Source organism: Sorangium sp. So ce327, assembly GCF_051530205.1.
Taxonomy (GTDB): domain Bacteria; phylum Myxococcota_A; class Polyangia; order Polyangiales; family Polyangiaceae; genus Sorangium; species Sorangium cellulosum_B.
This window is the reverse complement of sequence record NZ_CP150330.1, coordinates 8,370,745-8,389,840: the sequence shown is the minus strand read 5'-3', so window position 1 is coordinate 8,389,840 and position 19,096 is coordinate 8,370,745. Positions and strand designations below refer to the sequence as shown.

Annotated in this window: 16 protein-coding genes; 6 read left to right on the top strand and 10 right to left on the bottom strand. The window is 71.7% G+C overall.

All coding sequences use genetic code 11. The annotated features are described in order from the left end of the window. Nucleotides 1–25 precede the first annotated feature (25 nt). Together WME95_RS31155 and WME95_RS31150 are read right to left on the bottom strand one after the other, a co-directional pair. Nucleotides 26–262 (bottom strand): hypothetical protein, encoded by a 237-nt coding sequence (locus tag WME95_RS31155; RefSeq protein ID WP_437902983.1) that lies wholly within the window; start codon nucleotides 260–262, stop codon nucleotides 26–28. An 84-nt stretch (nucleotides 263–346) separates the two neighbouring features. Then, on the bottom strand, nucleotides 347–1,729 hold the full coding sequence (locus WME95_RS31150; protein WP_437902982.1) for a formylglycine-generating enzyme family protein: 1,383 nt from the start codon (nucleotides 1,727–1,729) through the stop codon (nucleotides 347–349). 124 nt (nucleotides 1,730–1,853) lie between these two features. On the opposite strand from WME95_RS31150, the gene WME95_RS31145 reads away from it, so the two are divergent. Further along, entirely contained in the window at nucleotides 1,854–2,558 is a 705-nt protein-coding gene (locus WME95_RS31145; protein ID WP_437902980.1) for a DUF4351 domain-containing protein, read from the top strand. A 665-nt stretch (nucleotides 2,559–3,223) separates the two neighbouring features. Then, nucleotides 3,224–3,919: a hypothetical protein gene (locus WME95_RS31140; protein WP_437902979.1), complete on the top strand. Its 696-nt coding sequence runs from the start codon at nucleotides 3,224–3,226 to the stop codon at nucleotides 3,917–3,919. Between the two features lie 214 nt (nucleotides 3,920–4,133). On the opposite strand, the gene urtE is transcribed toward WME95_RS31140, so the two are convergent. The 5 genes from urtE to urtA form a co-directional block, all read right to left on the bottom strand. Beyond that, nucleotides 4,134–4,835 carry an urea ABC transporter ATP-binding subunit UrtE gene (gene urtE, locus WME95_RS31135; protein WP_437708725.1) on the bottom strand — a complete coding sequence of 234 codons (702 nt, stop codon included), beginning with the start codon at nucleotides 4,833–4,835 and terminating at the stop codon, nucleotides 4,134–4,136. A gap of 4 nt (nucleotides 4,836–4,839) precedes the next feature. Further along, a complete protein-coding gene (gene urtD / locus WME95_RS31130; RefSeq protein WP_437902978.1) occupies nucleotides 4,840–5,667 on the bottom strand; it encodes an urea ABC transporter ATP-binding protein UrtD in 828 nt (275 codons plus the stop codon). A gap of 81 nt (nucleotides 5,668–5,748) precedes the next feature. Then, nucleotides 5,749–6,882 (bottom strand): urea ABC transporter permease subunit UrtC, encoded by a 1,134-nt coding sequence (urtC, locus tag WME95_RS31125; protein ID WP_437542484.1) that lies wholly within the window; start codon nucleotides 6,880–6,882, stop codon nucleotides 5,749–5,751. 14 nt (nucleotides 6,883–6,896) lie between these two features. After that, nucleotides 6,897–7,793, bottom strand: coding sequence for an urea ABC transporter permease subunit UrtB (gene urtB / locus WME95_RS31120; RefSeq protein WP_437542483.1), 897 nt, complete (start codon nucleotides 7,791–7,793; stop codon nucleotides 6,897–6,899). 134 nt (nucleotides 7,794–7,927) lie between these two features. Continuing rightward, nucleotides 7,928–9,157, bottom strand: coding sequence for an urea ABC transporter substrate-binding protein (gene urtA, locus WME95_RS31115; RefSeq protein ID WP_437542482.1), 1,230 nt, complete (start codon nucleotides 9,155–9,157; stop codon nucleotides 7,928–7,930). Between the two features lie 808 nt (nucleotides 9,158–9,965). Between urtA and WME95_RS31110 the strand changes: the two genes are divergently transcribed. Together WME95_RS31110 and WME95_RS31105 are read left to right on the top strand one after the other, a co-directional pair. Then, nucleotides 9,966–10,736, top strand: coding sequence for a hypothetical protein (locus WME95_RS31110; RefSeq protein WP_437902976.1), 771 nt, complete (start codon nucleotides 9,966–9,968; stop codon nucleotides 10,734–10,736). Between the two features lie 491 nt (nucleotides 10,737–11,227). Further along, nucleotides 11,228–11,758 (top strand): hypothetical protein, encoded by a 531-nt coding sequence (locus WME95_RS31105; protein WP_437902975.1) that lies wholly within the window; start codon nucleotides 11,228–11,230, stop codon nucleotides 11,756–11,758. Nucleotides 11,759–11,965: 207 nt separating this feature from the next. On the opposite strand, the gene WME95_RS31100 is transcribed toward WME95_RS31105, so the two are convergent. Genes WME95_RS31100 through WME95_RS31090 form a run of 3 tightly spaced genes read right to left on the bottom strand, consistent with a single transcriptional unit; the run spans nucleotide 11,966 to nucleotide 16,537 of the window. Further along, entirely contained in the window at nucleotides 11,966–13,771 is a 1,806-nt protein-coding gene (locus WME95_RS31100) for a hypothetical protein (RefSeq protein ID WP_437902974.1), read from the bottom strand. A gap of 1 nt (nucleotide 13,772) precedes the next feature. Beyond that, the gene (locus WME95_RS31095) at nucleotides 13,773–14,900 is read right to left on the bottom strand and encodes a tetratricopeptide repeat protein (RefSeq protein WP_437902973.1); all 1,128 of its coding nucleotides are present in this window, start codon (nucleotides 14,898–14,900) and stop codon (nucleotides 13,773–13,775) included. Nucleotides 14,901–14,905: 5 nt separating this feature from the next. Then, entirely contained in the window at nucleotides 14,906–16,537 is a 1,632-nt protein-coding gene (locus WME95_RS31090) for a protein kinase domain-containing protein (RefSeq protein ID WP_437902972.1), read from the bottom strand. A 352-nt stretch (nucleotides 16,538–16,889) separates the two neighbouring features. Between WME95_RS31090 and WME95_RS31085 the strand changes: the two genes are divergently transcribed. Further along, nucleotides 16,890–17,825: an ATP-binding cassette domain-containing protein gene (locus WME95_RS31085; RefSeq protein ID WP_437902971.1), complete on the top strand. Its 936-nt coding sequence runs from the start codon at nucleotides 16,890–16,892 to the stop codon at nucleotides 17,823–17,825. Next, nucleotides 17,825–18,883 carry an ABC transporter permease gene (locus WME95_RS31080; protein ID WP_437902970.1) on the top strand — a complete coding sequence of 353 codons (1,059 nt, stop codon included), beginning with the start codon at nucleotides 17,825–17,827 and terminating at the stop codon, nucleotides 18,881–18,883. The genes WME95_RS31085 and WME95_RS31080 overlap by 1 nt, the downstream gene beginning before the upstream one ends. Nucleotides 18,884–19,096: the final 213 nt, after the last annotated feature.

Genomic DNA, 19,096 nt, shown 5'->3' with positions numbered 1-19,096 from the left:
AGGCTCACGCGCCGGGCGGGCGGCGTCAAGGGGACGGGAGCCGGTACGAGGCCTCGACGAGGTGCTCGGTGATGTCGAGGCAGGCATGGAGAAGGCGGTCACCGACGGTGAAGCGGTGCTCGCGGGGGAACCTGGCGACGCGCTCGGCGACCCAGGCGAGCAGCGCTTCCATGCGGACGGCGATCACCGGCGCTGCAGCGGGGCCGGGGGCTCCGTCCCCGGACCCCCGGCTCCCTGCGTTGCGGCTGCTATCGCCCGACATCGGTGGGGAGCCTTGTTTGATCAAGGGTTCAAGGATCAAGTTTCAAGGGGAATGATACATGTAAGCGATACTTGTGCCATGTTGCTACGGTGTCCTCGTGCACCGGGCCCCGACGCCGCCGCCGCGGCCCGACGGGACGTCGTAGCCGCGGCGGGAAGAGAGCAGGTACGACGCACCGTAGCCCCAGCTCCCGCCCCGGAGCACCCGGGGCGAGGTAGATGCTAAATTGGCACAATCATCGCATTGCGAGTCGTACGGGTCCTTGTACCAATCCAAGACCCACTCCCACAGGCTCCCGGACAGGTCCGCCTGACCCCACTTGCCATCCCCTTTCGGCGACTTCGACCCCACCGCTTGGATGTCGCTGAATGCGCACGAGCCGTCAGGCCCGCACTCATACCCCGCGTACATGCTGTCGATCGTCGTCGAGCTCGGCGGCTTCGACCACGGATACTCCCGCTGACCGTCTGCTCCTCCCCCTCCCGCTGCCGCGTAGTTCCACTCCGCCTCCGTCGGCAGTCGGCCTCCGTCCCACGCGCAGAACGCGAACGCCACGTACCAGCTCAGGCAGTTCATCGGAAGATGCTCGTTCTCCGCTGCCACATCCGTCCAGGTCCGGTAGGTCGAGTTGCACTTCACCGCGGCCTTCAATGCCGCAGCATCCGCGGGCAGGCTGCTGTCCCACGCCGCGTCCCACCCGCTCCCTGCGATGTTCTTCGGGTGCGCTCCCGCTCCCGTCCCAGGCTTGCTCCCGGGATACGCCTCCACGAACTTCCGGAAGCGACCCACCGTCACCTCGAACCGATCCAGCAGGAATCCGCTAACCGTCGCTGGATACGCGGTGTCGTTGCTCCGGTTGAACTTGCCCGTGGGCACCGCCTCCCCCGTCGCGCAACAGCTCTCGTTGCTGTCACGACCGCACGTCTGGGCCAGGCCGACACAGCTCGGCGGCGTCACGCATGCCCCTCGACTGCAGACGGGCGCCGCCGCACCACACGGCTCGGCGTCCTCCCACGCCCCGCGCTCTCCGCACCGCTGCGGGCGATTCTCCTCCGAGCAACGCACGTCCTTCGGGCCGCACTCCCCAACGCACTTCCCGTCGATGCAGGTCTGCCTGACGCACTCCTTCCCGGCCGGCGTACACTCGTCCCCGCCTCCAGCTCCCCCGGCGCCTCCCATCCCGCCTCCAGCTCCCCCGGCGCCTCCCATCCCGCCTCCAGCTCCCCCGGCGCCTCCCATCCCGCCTCCAGCTCCCCCGGCGCCTCCCATCCCGCCTCCAGCTCCCCCGGCGCCTCCCATCCCGCCTCCAGCCTCCCCGTCGGCGCCGGCTTCGCCTCCGGTTCCGCTCCCGCCACTGCCTTCTTTCTGGATGTAATATCCGTCCTCCAGCCCCGCCGCCAGCGCACAGCCGCCCGCCGTCGCCGCCCACGCCGCCCACAGCCATCTCGCGCCCGTCCGCTTCGCCATGCCTCGTCCTAGTGCTGACACGCTTCCGCTGTCCACCCACGCGCGTCCTCCCCCTCTTGCCCTGCTGCGCCGCCGCACGCTCGAGCCGCGCACGCCCGTGCTGGGGCGGCAGGTGGTTTCGAGCGTGACGGACACCGACGCAGCGGCACGACGCCCCGAGTTCGCCGTCCTCTCCGCCCTCGCGCACGGTGCTGGCGAGCAGGGCGCCGCGATCGCCGCAGCCGTGCCGCCCGCCCTCCGCGACCTCGATGAGGAGAGGGGGGCAGCAGGGCGCGCAGACTCACGGCATTACGCGCAGGTCGCCATCATGATGTCTCTATTTCTGCTGCCCATCGAGACCGGCATTCCGGGCTTCGTCCTGCGACCGCCCGTGCTGGGGCATGAGGCGGTTCCGATCGTGACGGACACGGCCGAGGCGGCCCGGCGCCCCGAGCTGGGCGTGCTCTCCGCCCTCGCGCACGGCGCGGGTGAGCAGGGCGCGAACATCGCCGCCGCCGTGCTGCCCGCCATCCGCGAGCTCGATGAGGACAGGGCCAGGTTCTACGGCGATCTCGTGCTAAATTCCCTGGACGACACGGCCCGGCGGGCCCTGGAGGCGATGGTGAAGGGCTACGAATACCAGAGCGATTTCGCCAAGAAGTACGTCGCGCAGGGACGCCACGAAGGAGAGCGTGCCATCCTGCTGCGGCAGCTGCGAGCTCGCTTCGGTGAGCTGCCGGAAGCCGCCGTCGCCCGGGTCGAGGGGGCCGAGATCGCCGTGCTCGAGCAGTGGGCCGAGCGGGTGCTCAGCGCGAAGACCCTCGCCGACGTGCTCGACGTGCCGAGCTGAGGACCGCTGCTGGGGAGATCGCCCGACAAGGCGATGGGGCCGGCGCGCCGTCTCGGTCCAGGGGAGCGAGCGGCGCGCCGCGAGGGCCGAGCGTGTGGCGCGTAGCGATCGCCCTGTCGGGTGGCGACGGCGTCCTCGCGCACCGGACCCCGACGCCGTTTGCATGATCCGATGGGATCCCGCAGCTGAGAACGGACGAGAGCAGGGACGGCACACCGAGGCTGCTGCGCAGTGCCTTGGCCGGCTCGACGGCGTGCGCCTCATCGAGGCCTACCGTCGCGCTGCTCTCGGGCGCTGTCGCTCCGCGGCCGCTCCGACCGAGCGTGACGTGTGGTCCGCGGCGCCGGGGTCAGGTCACCCGCTCTCACGCTCTTGCGCACAGGCTTGCGAATTCATCTCTCTTTATCTGCCGTGCAGATCGCTTATTTGAAGTGCGTCGCCGTCGGTGAGTTGATATCAAGACCGCCGTGGGCAAGCTTGACGGGTTCGCGAAGCTGACCTTCGCCGAGGACACGCCGCGCGTCACCGACGGCTCCGCCGCATGGCATCGGCCGCCCGAGGTGCGACTCGAGCGCGTTCAGGCCGACGGTTACCTCCGTGTGCTGCGGCCTGACGGCCTCGCTCGTCTCGCCGCGCCCTGGCCGGCGGCGTGCGACCATGACGAGGTGCTCGTCGAGATCAAGATGGCCGGCGACCACGTGGACATCGGGGAGATCAAGCGCGCGACGCTGCGCAGGCTGGCGCGCGAGATCGAGCGCATCTACGCGTGCGAGCCGCTCTGGATGGGCGAAGAGCCCCTCTGGGTCGTCGCTCCCCGCTTGCCGTCGTGGCTGTACGTTGCGCGGGCGCCGGAGCGGTTCTCTCCTGGCTGCTACCGCGTCGGGCCGTCGCCGTTTCAGTTTCTCTGGATCGCCGCCAACGAGCTACCGCTGCGCGACGAGCTCGTGCCGTTCCTGGTGGCTCGCTCCGGACAGGCCCTTGACGAGTTCGCCCGGTGGGTGGCACCGCGGCGGGAGGTGGAATGGGTGATCTCTATGCTAGAATACCTGCCGATGTCACAGTACACCCGCGAGGACTTGCTGCGGCGGTTCGATCGCTCCGACGACCCGGAGATCGAGGCGCGCAGGCAACAAATTCTCCAGGCCCTGCTCGCCCAGAGTCCGGAGGTCGAGCAGCAGCTCATCGAGAAAGGCCAGGTCACCGCTGCGCGCTTGGCGCTGCGCACGGTGCTGGCGCAGCGCGGACTTGCGCTCAGCCAGCCGATCGAGGCTCGGATTGACGCATGCTCGGAGCTCGCCACGCTCAATCGATGGCTCTGCCAGGCGGTGACGGCGACGAGCGCAGAGGACGCGCTGCTGTAGACCTGTTTACTTCAACCGTAGGCCCCGGCAGGAGGTGTTTGCGGCGTGGCGCCGGGCGGGGGACGGGCCGATGTTCGAGCCCAATTGACGTCCTCTCATCGCTGCGCGCAGCGCGTCGGTGAGAGGACGTCTCAGGCGAGTTCGGCGGGGCCCCCACCCGGCGCCACGCCGCGAACACCCCCTGCCAGGGCCGGGCAGCCGCCGCGGGGCCTCCTCACACCGCCAGGAACTCCCTGGCGATCTCGTCGTCGAACTCCGCCACGCTCCCCCGCCGCACGATCCCCCCGTTATCCATGATGAGGTACTCGCTCGCCGTCGAGAGCGCGAAGTCCAGGAACTGCTCCACGAGCAAGATCGCCATATCCCCCTTCTTCCCGAGCCCCTTGATCACCTCCCCGATCTCCTGCATGATCGACGGCTGGATCCCCTCCGTCGGCTCGTCGAGCAAGAGCAGCTTCGGCTTCCTCAGCAGCACCCGCGCGAGGGAGAGCTGCTGTTGCTGCCCGCCGCTCAGCGTCCCGGCCGCCCGCGCGTGAAATTTCTTGAGGATGGGGAACATCTCCATCATCTCTTCCAGCGCAGCGGGGCTAGGCGTCGAATCGCTCTTCGCCTCGAAGCCCATGAGCAGGTTCTCTCGCACCGTCAGGTACGGGAAGATCCCTCGCCCCTGCGGCACATAGCCTATCCCCGCGCGCGCCCTGTCGCTCGGCGACCTCGCCGTGAGGTCCGCCCCGTCGAGCGTCACCTTGCCGCGCCGCGGCTTCAGCACGCCCATGATCGCCTTGAGCAACGTCGTCTTGCCGACCCCGTTGCGGCCCAGCAGGCACGACACCCGCCCTGGCGCGACGTCCAGGCTGACCTGCGACAGGATGCAGCTCTCCTCGTAATAGACCGCGAGATCCTCGACAACCAGCATGCTGCTACCGCTCCTCCGCCTGAGCCTCGGCCGGCGCCTTGGCCCCGCCGCGCGCGTGCCCCGCGTCGTGCGCCCGCCCGAGATAGACCTCGATCACCTGCGCGTTGCCCTGGACCTCCTCGACCGGCCCCTCGCACAGCCGCCTGCCGGCGTGCAGCACCGTCACCGTGCTCGCGTAGCGCCGCACGAACTCCATGTCGTGCTCCACCACCAGCACCGATCGCTGCTTCGCGATCTCCTGGACGAGCTCCCCCGTGCGGTCGCGCTCGCGCCGGGTCATCCCCGCCACCGGCTCGTCGAGCAGCAGCAGCTTCGGCTGCTGCACGAGCAGCATGCCGATCTCCAGCCATTGCCGCTCCCCGTGCGCGAGCACCGCGGCCCGCACGTCCGCGCGCCGCCGGAGCCCGACCCGATCGAGCGTCTCGGCGATCTCCCTCTCTTGCGGCGCCGACAGCCCCCGGAGCAGCCCCGGCGCGCTCTCCCGGAAGCCCATCGCCGCCTCCAGGTTCTCGAGCACCGTGAGGCTGCCGAACACCGCCGGCGTCTGGAACTTCCGCCCGATCCCGAGCCGCACGAGGGCGTGCTCCGGCAGGCGATTCACCTCCACGGCCTCCTGTCCGGACTCCCCACCTCCGTGGAACACCACCCGTCCGCTCGACGGCTTCGTCTTGCCGGTCAGGATGTCGAGCAGCGTCGTTTTCCCCGCGCCGTTCGGCCCGATCAGGAACCGGAGCTCCCCGCGCTGGATGGAAAAGTCGAGCTCGTCCAGCACCTTGAAGCCGTCGAAGCTCACCGTCACCCGCTGGACCTCGACGATGTTGCCGCGGCTCATCGCGCTGCTCCTCTCCTCGTTTCCTCGTTCGTTTCCGCGCTCGTTTCCGTTCTCGCTTCCGCTCATCTCCGCGCCTCCCCCTCAGCGACCGGTCGTCGCCGGCGCCTCTGGGCCCGCCGCCGGGTCGACCTCATCCCCGCTCGCCGGCCCCGCCGCGCCGCCCGTGTCGCGGCGCGAGAGCTTCGCGGCGTGCCGCTGCAGGAAGCCAGAGACGCCCTTCGGGAGCAGCATGACCGACGCCGCGAAGAGCGCGCCGAAGCCGAGCTGCCACACCTCGGGGTACGACTCGCTCAGCGCGCTCTTGCCCAGACTGACAAGGATCGCCCCGACGACCGCGCCGATCAGCGTGCCGCGCCCGCCGACAGCCACCCAGGTCACCATCTCGACCGACGGGATCACGCCCATCGAGGAGGGCGAGATGAGGCCGACCTGGCAGACGAACAGCGCGCCCGCGATGCCCGCCATGCCCGCCGACAGCGCGAACACCAGCGTCTTCAGCGTGACCGGGTTGTAGCCGAGGAAGCGCACCCGGTTCTCGTCGTCCCGCATCGCCACGAGCAGGCGCCCGAAGCGCGACTGGGTGAGCTTCCGGCACAGGAGATAGAGCGCCCCGAGGCAGAAGAGCGTCACGAAATAGAGCACCGTCTGCGTCCCGGTCGCCCCCCGCGCGAAGCCGAAGATCGTCTTCAGGTTCGTGATCCCGTTCGTGCCGCCCGTCACCGCCTGCTGGCCGATGAAGAGGATCGACGCGATCAGCGTCAGCCCCTGGGTGATCAGCGAGAAATATACCCCCTGGACGCGGCTCCGGAAGACGAGATAACCCACCGCGGACGCGATCGCCATCGGCAGGAGGACGACGGCGCAGAGGGCCACGACCGGCGAGCGGAACGGCTCCCAGAAGATGGGCAGCGCCTCGAGGCCGCTCCAGCTCATGAAATCGGGCAGGCGCGAGCCGGACGTCTCCAGCTTCAGGTACATCGCCATCGCGTAGCCGCCGAGGCCGAAGAAGAGCCCCTGCCCGAGGCTCAGCATCCCGCCGTAGCCCCAGATGAGATCGAGCCCCAGGGCGACGATGGCGTAGGTGAGGAACTTGCCGAGCAGGTTCAGGCGGAAATCGGAGAGCACGAGCGGCGCGACGAGGAGCGGCAGCGCCACGGCGAGCGGCGCTCCCCAGGTCCAGACGAAATTGCGAAGGGCAGAGTCTCGAGGGGCCATGTCCGTGTCCTCTCCTATCGTGTGCGCAGGGCGAGCAGGCCTGTCGGACGCCACTGCAAGAAGGCGATCACCAGCGCGAACACGAGCGCCTTGCCGAGCGACGCCGTCGTCGAGAGCTCGAGCAGCGTGTTCGCGACGCCGATCACGAGCGCGGCCACCACCGTGCCAGGCAGCCGCCCGAGGCCCCCGAGGATGACCACCATGAAGGCGTCGACGATGTAGTTCGTCCCGAGCGACGGCCCGATCGAGCCGAGCTGCGTCAGCGCGCACCCCGCGATCCCGGCGAGCCCGGCGCCGAGCGCGAACGTCGCGGCGTCGACCCGGCGCGCGCGGACGCCGAGGCACGAGGCCATCTCGCGGTTCTGCATGACGGCCCGCAGCCGCCTGCCGCCCGCGGAGCGGTGCAGGTACGTGTAGACCGCGGCGATGCACGCGATCACGAGCGCGATGAGGAAGACCCGCTTGTAAGGCAGCTGCGTCCCGCCCGAGAGCGCCACGCCGCCGCTCAGCCACGAGGGGCTCGAGACCTGCACGTTGGACGCGCCGAACAAGCTCCGCGCGGCCTGCTGCAGCACGAGCCCGACACCCCACGTGGCGAGCAGCGTGTCGAGCGGCCTGCCGTAGAGGAAGCGAACGATCGTGAGCTCGAGCACGAGCCCGAGCACGCCCGCCACGAGGAACGAGGCCGGCAGCGCGAGCAGGAACCAGAGCCCGGCCTCGGTCCCCCCGACGAGCGGCGCGACGTGGTGCCCGATGACGTACGTCGTGTAGGCCCCCGCCATGATGAACTCGCCGTGGGCCATGTTGATCACGTTCATGAGCCCGAAGGAGAACGCGAGCCCCATCGAGATGAGCAGGAGGATCGAGCCCAGGCTCAGGCCATTGAAGGCGTGGAGGAGAACTTCGTTCATTCTAGAGCACCCAACCGATCGAGACGCCGCGCACAGTGAGGTTCGGGCCGCGGAGGCGCGGAGGGCGTCGTGACGAGCCCCCGCGCGCTCCGTGGCTCCGTGATCCAGGCTTCGGGCTTCGGGCTCGCGGCCCGCTACTTCGCGGCCAGCTCCTTCGCCCAGGGGTACGCGCTCAGGTACGGATCCGGCTGGACCGGCTTGCCCGAGCTCCACACCTCGTCGATGAGGCCGTCCTTCCGGACCGCGCCGATGCGGACCGTCTTCCAGGTGTGCTGGTTCTTCCCGTCGAGCCGGACCAGGCCCTCGGGCGCGTTGTACTCGATGCCTCCGGCCTTCACGGCCTCCTTCACCTTGGCGACCTCGGTCGACTTCGCCTTCTCGACGGCCATCTTCCACAGGTAGACCCCGAAGTAGCCCGCCTCGATGGGGTCGTCCGTGACGCGCGCGGCGCCGTATTTGGCCTTGTACGCGTCGACGAACTTCTTGTTCTCGGGGGTGTCCGTGGTCTGGTAGTAGTTCCACGAGACGAGGTGTCCGGCGATGTTCTCGGCGCCGATGCCGCGCACCTCCTCCTCGGCGACGCTCACCGAGAGGACCGGCAGCTTGTCGGCGGTGTAGCCGGCGTCCTTGAACTGCTTGAAGAACGCCACGTTGCTGTCGCCGTTCAGCGTGTTGAAGATCGCGTCGGGCTTGGCCGCGCTGATCTTGCTGATGATCGTGCTGACCTCGGTCCCGCCGAGGGGCAGGTACTCCTCGCCGGCGAGCTCTCCGCCCTTCGCCGCGAGCTGAGCCTTGATGATCTTGTTGGCCGTGCGCGGAAAGACGTAGTCGGAGCCGAGCAGGTAAATGCGCTTCTTGCCCTTCTCGAGCAGGTAGTCGACCGCGGGGACGATCTGCTGGCTCGGCTCGGCGCCGGTGTAGAAGATGTTGGGCGACTGCTCCAGCCCCTCGTACTGGACCGGGTAGAAGAGCAGGCCGTTCAGCTCCTCGAACGAGGGCAGCATCGCCTTGCGGCTGGCGCTGGTCCAGCCGCCGAACACGACCGCCACGGCGTCCTGCTGCACGAGCTTCCTGGCCTTCTCGTTGAACGTGGGCCAGTCGCTGGCGCCGTCCTCGACCACGGGCACGAGCTGCTTGCCGAGCACGCCGCCCGCCTTGTTGATCTCCTCGATGGCGAGCAGCGTCGCGTCCTTCACGGCCACCTCGCTGATCGACATGGTGCCGCTCAGCGAGTGGAGCACGCCGACCTTGATGGATCCGCTGTCCGAGGCGGGCGCCCCGGGCGCCGCAGCCCCGGGCGCGGGAGCCTCGTCGTTCGCCTTGCCGCAGGCAGAGAGCAGGGCCGCGCCGGCGAGCGCCGCCATCGCGACGCAGAGCGTACGACGCCGAGAGGTGCCCGCCGCCGGCCGATCCTCAACGTCCAACCCAGACGTGTACATATTCAACGCATCCTCCTTGGGTGCCGAGGGCGCGTCCAATGCCCTGCATCGACGCGGCGCGGCGATTCGACTGCACAAGAGCCGTTGGGAGTTCGGGAGCCGGCCAGTGAAGACTCCCGGCTGGACACACCCGATGGCCGCCCTGCACAGCAGAACGCGGTCCCCGGACAAGGGCCAGCCACACGACGTCGTGGTGAAAGGCCTTATGCCGAGTGCCATGTTTCGTCGAGGTTTCGTCGACGTGAAATGTCGCCCGGCCGGCAGGCGCCGTGCGTTTTCCGCAGGCCGTTTGGATTTCTGACCACAAAGCGCGTCGAGCGATCCATCGTTGTTCTCGTTCCGCTCGAGTTTTCGCCCCGGTTACGGCTCCGGTGTGATGCACCGCACGCCGGGCGCGGAGCGCGGAGCGCGGGGTGTCGAGCGTGGGGCGCCGTTGGGCGCGCGCACGCGCGACCTCGCCCGGCGTCGTCACGCCCGATGTCGCTTGAGCCACGGTGTGGGGCGCTCTGGCCGCTGCGCGCACGAGAGCTGCGAGCTCCGGCGCCGTGGCGAGCAGTTGCGAGCTATGGCGAGCTATGGCGAGCTATGGCGAGCTACGGCGAGCTACGGCGACCAGGTGCGCTCTCCAGTGCAGTAAAAAACTTGTATCAAGAGCGGTAAATGGCGGGTACACTGATAGATGCTGTCTGCGCCCTGTGCTCGGTCGACACGGAGGGCAGGCGGGGTGGAGCCTATGAGAAGCACGAATCACTTGCCCGGCGAGACGGATGGCCGATCCACGAGCGGCGGGGCGGCGCCGGACGGCGTCGCAGCCGGGCCGCGGGACGAGAACTCGGTGGTGATCTCCCTGAGCGCGCTGCTCGCGGTGGAGAAGGACGCCTCCACCAAGAGCGGCGCGCGGGCCGATCGCGGCGCGAGGAGCTCCGGGATGGAGGATGGCCGCGGGTCCGCCGCAGGCGACGGAGAGCGCAGCAGCTACCTGGAGATCTTTCCGTTCGGCGTGCCTTCCGAGCTGCCGGCGTTCAGGCCGCCCGATCTCACGCCCGTGCCCTCCGAGGTCCCGATCGACCTGCGCCCGCCGCGCGCGCGGCGGGCGGCGGGCGTTCGCTACGGAATCGCGGGCGCCCTCGGGGCGGCGGTCGTCGCCAGCGCTGTGTGGCTCGGCGCCCCGCGCGAGACGCTCCAGGCGGCTGCGCAGCCCGGCGTGCGGCACGCGGCGAGCGCGGCGCTGGCGCAGCTGCCGAAGGTGGAGGCAAAGGCCGCGGCCGCGCCCGCCGAGGCGCCTCCGGCCAAGAAGAAGAAGGGCGACAAGACGCGCGAGCGCGGGGCGAAGGCCCCAGCCGCCCCCGCTGCCGGGGGAAAGGCGCCGGCGAAGCGCGCCGCGGAGAGCAGTGGACCGGCGACCGCCGCGCCGCCGGCGAGCCCGGGCGGCGCGCGTACAGCGGGCGACCCCTGCAAAGGCGACCTCGACTGCGCCATGCGGCGCGCCGCGGGCGGCTCGTAACACCGCCCGCGCAAGCAAAAGGGCCGAGAGCTCGCCGCCGCTCCATCGAGATCTCGATCGTTCGGAGCGCGACAGACCACCAGCGAGCTCTGGTGGGCGCCTCCTGTCTCACTTCTGCCGTTGAGGTCGCCCGCGTGCCCAGCGCGTTCCCCTGGAGCAGGTTATCCACGCGGAGCCGCTTGATCTCCCGCACCTGCCCTGTGCTAGGGTCTGCTCCTGTTGCATAAAACTGCTGACAACCGATCTGTCCCGGCGGATTGCGCGCACATTGTGCAGAGACATGCGTGCTCCTCGCGCGACCGCTTGGGGCGCAGAGGCGCAGCTGTAGGCACGAAGCAGATACCATCACGTAAAATTCTGGTGTAGGAACAGCGCCCGGCGCCGACGGTGGCGTTGAAGTGCACAGGAAGCGTGGTCCGGCGACGTCGCTCGACGTGTAGTGCCGAGTTACGAGCCGCGCGGCGCGACCCTACTCGTCTGGAGGTGGATTCATGAAAGCTTTTGGTTTCGCAGCGATCCTGATCAGCGTGGGTATGATGGCGGCCTGTACGGTCAAGAGCGGTGATGGCGACACGAGCGGCGACGGCGGCTCTGGCGGCTCGGGCTCGACGACCACCACGTCGTCGACCTCCACGGGCGAGGGCGGATCAGGCGGCACGGGCGAGGGCGGCTCGGGCACGGGCGGGGCCGAGGAGTGCTCCGACGCCGGGACCGAGGACGAGTGCTTGGACTGCTGTGATGAGACGTACGCGGAAGGGCTGGATGCCCTCGGGATTCACGGGTTCCAGCAGTGCGGTTGCGCGGCTGACGCCACGTGCGCCAGCGTGTGCGATACCACCGACGCCACGAGCGACGTCTGCAACGATGACGGCAGCATCAACACGGAGGCGAACAACCCCGACTGCCTGGAGTGCCTGAATGGCCTCGCCGATGACGATGCTTGCATCGAGGCCGCCGCGGCCGCCTGCGAAGACGATGCGACGTGCCTCCCGTACCTCGAGTGCCTCGGCACCTGCCAGTGATGGCTCTCGGGCGATGGGCCGGCGTCGTGCGCCATCGATCCTGAGGTGATCCGAGCCGGCCGGGCGGGACAGGCGATCTCGACGAGATCGCCTGTCCTGTTTTGTCCCGTACCGTCCTGCCGGCGACCCTCGGGGGCGCGCGCGTCGAGCAGCCCCCTGCGATGAGCGGTCCTGCCGGACGCGAACCTGCCAGGGATCGCCGGCGCCCTACGGCGAGAGCCTCACCACCAGGATGTCGGACCAGGACGCCTCCGCCGTGGCGCCGTCGAGGTCCACGCTGCCCTCCACGGTCCCGGCGAGCAGGACGTGGCCGCGGTCCACGAACGACGCGACCCCCGCCGCGGACCGGCGCCCGCCGCTGCTCCCGGCGCCCGGGCCGAGCCGCTTGCTCCAGACGTGGCGCCCCCTGGCGTCGAACCGCGCCACGACGATGTCGTTGCCGCCGCCGTCGAGCGGCCCCCCGCCGAGGTGGGTCGGGCCATCGACGTCGCCCGCCAGGACGAGCCCGCCGTCCGCCTCGAGCGCGAGGCGCGGCGGACGCTCCGCGGGGTAAGCCCGGCTGAAGCGGTGCTCTCGCGCAGGCCCGAGCTCGGCCACGAACGCCGACATCCCCTCCGAGAACAGCTCGCCGCCGCCCAGATCGAGGATCCCGTCGAAGGTCCCGCTCAGCGCGATCTCGCCGTCCGGCCCGATCTCGATGTCGCCGCCGCGCTGCTGGCGGCCGTCTCCGAAGGCCAGCGACGCGATGTGCTCGCCGCCCTCGTCGAGCTTGGCCAGGAACACGTCGCTCATCCCCCTGGACAGGAGCCGGGGCGCGTCGTCGCCGAGCTGGAGCTCGCCTTCGAAGGTCCCTGTCATGACCACTTCCCCGCGCGGGTCCACCGCCACACCGGTCGGCTCCTGGTTCCCCGCGCCGCGGAACTCCCGCCTCCAGAGCAGCTCGCCCGACGTGTCGAGCTTGGCCACCGCCACGTCCGTCCCGCCGGGATCCATCAGCGTCGAGACGACCACGAACTCGCCCCGCGCCGAGACCGCGATGTCCTGCGGCCTGCCGAGGAGCACCGCGCTCCACTGTGGCTCGCCCCAGTCGTCCAGCTTGATCACGAACCCCAGCGGCGCGTCGGCCGTGAGCCCCAGGTCGTCCATCTTCCCCACGAGCTCGCCCGTGATCGCGACATTGCCCTCGGTGTCCACCGCGAGCGCCTGGAGCGAGCCTCGCCCCTCGGTGACGAGCTGGCGCACCCACGCCACGGTGCCGTCCGGATCGAGCCACGCGACGAAGACGTCCTGCTCGGCGCTCGTCGAGAGCTGCCCCGCGCCGAGATCGAGGGAGCCCGCGAACTCGCCGCCCAGGATCGCGGAGCCCCCGGGGCCCGCCGCGAGCGCGCGCGCCCGCTCCTGGCCCGCGCCGCCGAGGAGGGCGTCGAGCGGTCCGCCGGGGAGCACCGCGCCGCAGTCCCATCCGCCGTTGCAGTCCTCGTCGGCCGGCGTGCTGCAGTCCTCGACCCGCGGCGTGACCTCGCCGGCGCAGGCGCCCCACCGGCTGTCGAGCCCGCACGTCCGCCGTCCGGCGCGGCACGCGCCGACGCCCACGGTGCCCGGCGGTCCTCCGTACGGGCACGGCTCGACGGTCCCGGGGGCGCAGGCGCAGACGGCGCTGCCGCCGTCGGCCGCGGGATCCTCGGGCCGGCCGCCGTCGCCGTCCGCCTCGTCGATCGCGCCGTCGCAGTCGTCGTCGGCCGCGTTGCCGCAGCGCTCCGGCGCAGGCGTCACCTCGCCCTCGCAGGGGCCGTAGCTGTCGCCGGCGGCGTCGCACCGCATGAGGCCGGTCTGGCAGGCGCCGACCCCCTCGGTCGACGGCGGCCCGCTGTAGCAGGCGATGGTCGAGAGCGGCGGGCAGCCGTCCTCCACGAGGATGCCGTCCTCGAGCCCGAGCAGCGCGTTGCAGCCGGCGCAGCCGAGCGCCACGAGGGTGAACCGCAGGCCGAGCTCGGCCGAGCCGCGCGCGCCCACGTCAGTAACTCCCGCCCACGACGAGGGAGAACCCGCCGGGGCCGGCGGCGGCCGCGGCCGTGGCGCGGCGCGAGAGCGGGCCGGCGGCGCTGGGCGGGGCCGTCCAGAGGAGCAGGCCGGCCGCGAGCAGCGCGGCGGTGCCGGTCGAGAACGCGATCGTCGAGGCGGTGCCGGCCTCCTGCGCGTCCTCGCGCAGCGAGACCCCGACGGCGTCGCAGCGGCTCCGCGCGTCGCAGTGGCCGCGGTTCGAGGCGTCCCTGCGGGCGATCGCCTCGGCGCCGAACACGGCGCCAAGGCCGAGCCCGACGAGGCCGGCGCCGCCGGTCGCGAGCGCGATCACGCGCTGCGCGCGCCCTGCGCCGGCGCCGGCTACGCGGTCGTCGATCGGCAGGACGGGAGGCGCCTGCGTCGTCTGGCCTTTCGGCGCGGCGGCGAGCGCGCGCGGGGGCGGCTCTTGCGCCAGGAGGAGGGGCACGTCGATGACGACGCCCGCGCCGTCGGGCGGGACGACGTGCTCGACCGACCAGCGCTTCCTGCCGGGCGCCTGCGCCTCGATCGTGTGCGTCCCCGGGTCGACCGGGAGCGGCTGTCCCCACTGGGAAGGCAGGAGCAGCACGCCGTTGCGGCGGATCTCGAGCCCCGGCGCGGCGCTCCCGGGGGGCACGGCGATCGCCATCCGCGAGAGCCGCGGCTCGAGCGCGGCCGCGAGCGCGGCCGCGCGCGCGGCGCGGGGGTCTCCCGCGCTCTTCGCGATGGCCGCGGTCTCGCTGAAGACGTTCCAGGCGCCCGCGGTCCTGCCTGTGCGCGCGAGGCACTCGCCGAGCCGCAGGAGGAGGTTGAGGGCGGTCGGATCGAGCGTCCGGCCCTGCTCGAGCATGGCACACGCCTCGGCGATGCGGCCCGCCTCGAGCAGGCGCGTCGCGGCCTGGTAGAGCGCGAGCACCTGCTCCTTGTGGCCGCCCGGCGGTCCCGGGTCGGGTCTGGGCTGCTCCAGGGGGGGCTGCGCCGGACCGGGCTCGCCGGCCTGGCCGCTCGCCGGCGCGAGCGACAGCGACAGGGCCGCGAGGGCAGAAGCGAGCCCGCGCGGGCGCGAGCAGCACGGGATCTTCGGCAGGGCTCCTCGGGGCATGGCGATCACCACGGGCTGTCCGGCGCGCCCGCCGGCGTCGCGGCTTCAGCGCCGCCGCCGGGCGTCGCCGCGAGGGACGGCGCGCCTGCCGCCGCGCCCCGGGCGGGCGCCGGCGCATCCGCCGCCGTCCGCACCGCGGCGCCCGCGGCGGGCGCCGCTGAGGACCCGGACGCGTGCACCCGGCGCGCCGGCGCGCGCTGCGGACCCCCCACGTTCGCCCGCGCGGGCGGCGCGGCCCCCGTGGACAGGACGGCGCCGGCTCCGCTGCGCGCGGCCGGGCGCGCGCCTCTGGCGTCCGCCTGGGGCGCGTCGCACGCGCTGGCAGCGCCGTCGCCGTCGTGCAGCGCACCTTCGGCCGCATCATCGGGCCCCTGGAACGACCGGGCTGCCACAGCGTTCCCCTTCGGCTCCGCGGCGAGCCCCTGCGGCACCTGCGCGAGGTGCTGGGCGCCGGCGCCGTCGGCCCAGGTCAATCCCGCTGCCCGCGGCCATCCGGGCGACACGAGGATCGCGGCCAGCGTGGCGCTCGCGGAGACCGCGCCGGCCGTGGCCGCCAGCCAGGTTCGCCTGGGGCGGCGGCCCTCGCGCCTCGTCTCGGCCGGCCCGGAGGCCGTCGTGGGCGGCCGAACGGAGGCCGCGGCCGGCCGAGCGGCGGTCGCGGGCGGCCGCGCGGCGGTCGTGGGCGGCCCGTCGTCCAGCCACGTGAACGTCGGTTGGCTCCGGTGCACCCCCGTGGGCAGCGTCGCGTCGGGCGCTCCGCGCATCGCGAACGGCGCGAGCGCGGCGGCGAGCTCGCGGGCCGAGGCCGGGCGGCGCGTCCGGTCCTTCTCGAGGCAGCGCATCACGATCTCCTCGAACCCCTCGGGCAGATCGGCGCACGCGCTCCGGAGCGGCCGGGGCGCCTTCTCCGACACGACCAGCACGAACTGCTCCAGCGTCTCCGCGCCGAACGGCAGCGTGCCGCTCACGAGCTGGTAGAGCACGACCCCGAGCGCCCACAGATCCGCGCGCAGATCGATGTCCTTGGGCGTCAGCATCTGCTCCGGCGCCATGTAGCGGCGGGACCCCATGACCGACCGCGCCGTCGTCATCTCGAGCCCGTCGTGCTCCGGCTTCGCGCTCATGAACTTCGCGACGCCGAAGTCGAGCACCTTGAGGAGCGGCGTGCCGTCGGTCCGGTACGTCAGGAACAGGTTCGCGGGCTTGAGGTCCCGGTGCACCATCCCGAGCGCGTGCGCCTCCGTCAGGGCGACGCAGGCCTGACGGACGTACTCCGCCGCCTCGTCGACCGGCAGCCGCCCGCGGCGCTCCAGGATCGAGCGGAGATCGTTGCCCGACAGGTGCTCCATCACGATGTACGGCACCGGCAGCGCCATCCCCGGCCTCGGGGCGAGCGCGCCCAGGTCGTAGATCCGCGGCACGTGCTCCGTCTTCATCCGGAACATCCCGCGCGCCTCGCGCTGGAACCGCCTCAGCAGCGCCGCGTTGCCGCAGTGCTCCGGCCGCATGAATTTGACGGCCACCAGCTCGCCCAGCGACAGGTGCCGCGCCGCGACGACCGCCCCCATCCCGCCGATGCCGAGAGGCCGCTCGACCCGGTAGCGGTCTGCGATGACCTCGCCGCAGTGCACGGGCACCACTCCCTCTTCATCGCTCACCACGCGCCCCCCCACTCCGTCGCTCTGAGATTGCAGACCGGCCAGCCACGATCTCGGACCGGATGGTTCCTTGCAGGGCCGCGCTCGACGCGCTCGCCGCAGGTGTCTGGTAGATTCGATTCTCCGGAGAGGCGATACGTCGCGTCGTCTGTCGAATTTTCCGGCGCTCCTGTGGGCGCGTGGAGGTGCGCTTCATCTGCTGCGGGCGATCCGAGGGCGCCTCCGCCCTGCACGCGTGTCGCGCCGAAGGCCGTGATGGGCCGCGCCGAAGGCCGCGCTGGATTGAAGTGTCCCGGTTCCTTTCTGCCGTCCTCTGCGATACAGACGTGCCGTGTCTGCCTCTCCCGCCCTGGTCTGTCGCGGCCTGGTCAAGCGTTATGGGGACGTCGTGGCCGTGAACGGGCTCGACCTCGAGGTGCAGCGCGGCGAGTGTTTCGGCCTGCTCGGCCCGAACGGCGCGGGCAAGACGACCACGGTGGAGATCCTCGAGGGGCTGACCCGCCCCGACGCCGGCGAGGTCGAGGTGCTGGGCGAGCGCTGGGTGGGGGACGGCATCGCGCTGCGCGCCCGGCTCGGCATCCAGCTCCAGGAGACGCGCTTCCCGGACAAGCTCCGGGTCGGCGAGGTGATCGCGCTGTTCCGCAGCTTCTACCCGCGCGGCATCGAGCCGGAGCAGGCGCTGCGCTGCGTGGCCCTGCAGGAAAAGTCGAGCGCGTTCGTGCGCACGCTGTCGGGCGGGCAGAAGCAGCGGCTGTCGCTCGCCTGCGCGCTCGCGGGCGATCCGGAGGTGCTGTTCCTCGACGAGCCGAGCACCGGCCTCGACCCCGCGTCGCGCCGTCAGATATGGGCCATCGTCGAGGATCTGAAGGCCCGCGGCCGCACGATCCTCCTGACCACGCACTACATGGAGGAGGCCGCGCGCCTCTGCGACCGCGTGGGGATCGTCGATCGCGGGCGGCTGCTCGCGCTCGGCACGCCGGCGGCGCTCGTCGCCTCGCTCGGCGCCGAGCACGTCGTGGAGGTCGAGGTGGACGCGGAGATCGCCGAGGAGGAGCTCACGGGGCTGCCGGGCGTGGAGGCCGTGCGCTCCGCGCAGGGGGCGCTCCGGCTGACGGTGCGCGACGTCGCGCGCGTGCTCCCGCCGCTGCTCGCGCTCTGCGCGGCGCGCGGGGCCGCGCCGAAGCGGCTCGCGACGCACCACGCGAGCCTGGAGGACGTGTTCATGGCGCTCGCCGGGCGGACGCTCGCGGACGACGAGGCCGCGTGATGGCGCGGCGGCTCCGCTCCCTGCGCGCCTCGTCGCTCGCGCTCCTCATCCGGGCGCGGGTGGCCGAGTTCCTGCGCGAGCCCGAGGCGATCTTCTGGATGTTCGTGTTCCCGATCCTGCTCTCGTCGGCGCTGGCCGTCGCGTTCAGGGCAGAGCCCGCGGAGCCCGTGCGGGTGAGCGTCGAGGAGGGCGCCGGGGCCGAGCCGCGGCGCGCGGCGCTCGAGGCGTCGGGGCAGGTCATCCCGCGGGTGGTCCCGCGGGCGCAGGCGCAGCAGGAGCTCCGGACGGGCAAGGTCGCGCTCGTCGTGCTCGCCACCGATCCGCCCACGTACTGGTTCGATCCGGCGCGGCCGGAGAGCCGCCTCGCCCGGCTCGAGGTGGACCAGGCGCTCCAGCGCGCCGCGGGGCGCGCCGACGCCTTCCGCCCGGCCGCGCTCGAGGTGACCGAGGCCGAGAGGGGCTCCCGCTACGTCGATTTCCTTGTGCCCGGGTTGCTCGGCATGAACGTGATGTTGACCGGGATCTGGGGGATCGGGTTTGCGATCGTGCAGCAGCGCATGGGCAAGCTCCTGAAGCTGTTCGTCGCGTCGCCCATGCCGCGGTGGCAGCTCCTCGCCTCGCACCTCGGCGCGCGGCTCGTGTTCCTGGCGCTCGAGGTCGTGGCCCTGCTCCTGTTCGCGGTCCTCGTGCTCGGCGTGCCGATCGCCGGCTCGCTCGCGGCGCTCGCGCTGGTCGCCGTGGTCGGCGCGCTGTCGTTCGTCGGGGTCGGCCTGCTCATCGCGGCGCGGCCGCGGACCCTCGAGGGCATCTCGGGCCTTGGCAACCTCGTCACGTTCCCGATGTGGATCTGCTCCGGCGTCTTCTTCTCGGCCGATCGCTTCCCCGACGCGATCCAGCCTTTCGTCCAGGCCTTGCCCCTCACCGCCCTGAACGACGCGCTCCGCGGCGTGATGCTCGAGGGGGCGCCGCTCGCCGCGATCGCGCCCGAGCTCGCGCTGCTCGCCGTCTGGGGCGTCGCGACCTTCGCGCTCGCCCTCAAGCTCTTCCGCTGGGAGTAGCCCCCGCGCCGCGGCCAGCGCCGGAGCGCCAAGGTGCATGAGCTCACCGGCGCACGCTGTGCGCCAATCGATCCCTCGCTCCGCGAGCATGTCAGTCATCCTGCGTCGAGGTGGCGGCGCAGTCCTCGTGAGGCACGCATGATCCTACCGTGTGTCCCTATTTTCTGTTCGGGACATTGACCTTCCAAAGTGGCGCGGTCCTGTAGTCGTGTA

Excerpts from the sequence above, each read along its gene's own strand:
- WME95_RS31155 (WP_437902983.1), bottom strand. The coding sequence starts at position 262 with ATGTCGGGCGATAGCAGCCGCAACGCAGGGAGCCGGGGGTCCGGGGAC.
- WME95_RS31150 (WP_437902982.1), bottom strand. The coding sequence starts at position 1,729 with ATGGCGAAGCGGACGGGCGCGAGATGGCTGTGGGCGGCGTGGGCGGCG.
- urtE (WP_437708725.1), bottom strand. The coding sequence starts at position 4,835 with ATGCTGGTTGTCGAGGATCTCGCGGTCTATTACGAGGAGAGCTGCATC.
- urtD (WP_437902978.1), bottom strand. The coding sequence starts at position 5,667 with ATGAGCCGCGGCAACATCGTCGAGGTCCAGCGGGTGACGGTGAGCTTC.
- urtC (WP_437542484.1), bottom strand. The coding sequence starts at position 6,882 with ATGGCCCCTCGAGACTCTGCCCTTCGCAATTTCGTCTGGACCTGGGGA.
- urtB (WP_437542483.1), bottom strand. The coding sequence starts at position 7,793 with ATGAACGAAGTTCTCCTCCACGCCTTCAATGGCCTGAGCCTGGGCTCG.
- urtA (WP_437542482.1), bottom strand. The coding sequence starts at position 9,157 with ATGGCGGCGCTCGCCGGCGCGGCCCTGCTCTCTGCCTGCGGCAAGGCG.
- WME95_RS31110 (WP_437902976.1), top strand. The coding sequence starts at position 9,966 with ATGAGAAGCACGAATCACTTGCCCGGCGAGACGGATGGCCGATCCACG.
- WME95_RS31105 (WP_437902975.1), top strand. The coding sequence starts at position 11,228 with ATGAAAGCTTTTGGTTTCGCAGCGATCCTGATCAGCGTGGGTATGATG.
- WME95_RS31095 (WP_437902973.1), bottom strand. The coding sequence starts at position 14,900 with ATGCCCCGAGGAGCCCTGCCGAAGATCCCGTGCTGCTCGCGCCCGCGC.
- WME95_RS31080 (WP_437902970.1), top strand. The coding sequence starts at position 17,825 with ATGGCGCGGCGGCTCCGCTCCCTGCGCGCCTCGTCGCTCGCGCTCCTC.